A 241-nucleotide genomic window follows, 5' to 3' on the forward strand; every position below is an offset into this window, starting at 1 on the left:
GTACGAGAGGACCGGGATGGACGCACCGCTGGTGAACCAGTTGTCCCGCCAGGGGCACCGCTGGGTAGCCAAGTGCGGAATGGATAAGCGCTGAAAGCATCTAAGCGCGAAGCCAGCCCCGAGATGAGGTTTCCCATCTGGAGCAATCCAGAGTAAGACCCCGGAGAGAAGATCCGGTAGATAGGCCGGGCGTGTAAGCCGAGCAATCGGTTGAGCGGACCGGTACTAATAGGTCGAGGAC

1 rRNA gene is annotated in these 241 nt (G+C 59.8%); it reads left to right on the forward strand.

Annotated elements, in window-relative coordinates:
• Nucleotides 1–237: ribosomal RNA gene (locus ciss_RS09685) — 23S ribosomal RNA — on the forward strand; the annotation flags it as partial.
• Nucleotides 238–241 lie beyond the last annotated feature (4 nt).

This window comes from Carboxydothermus islandicus (assembly GCF_001950325.1).
GTDB classification, from domain to species: domain Bacteria; phylum Bacillota; class Z-2901; order Carboxydothermales; family Carboxydothermaceae; genus Carboxydothermus; species Carboxydothermus islandicus.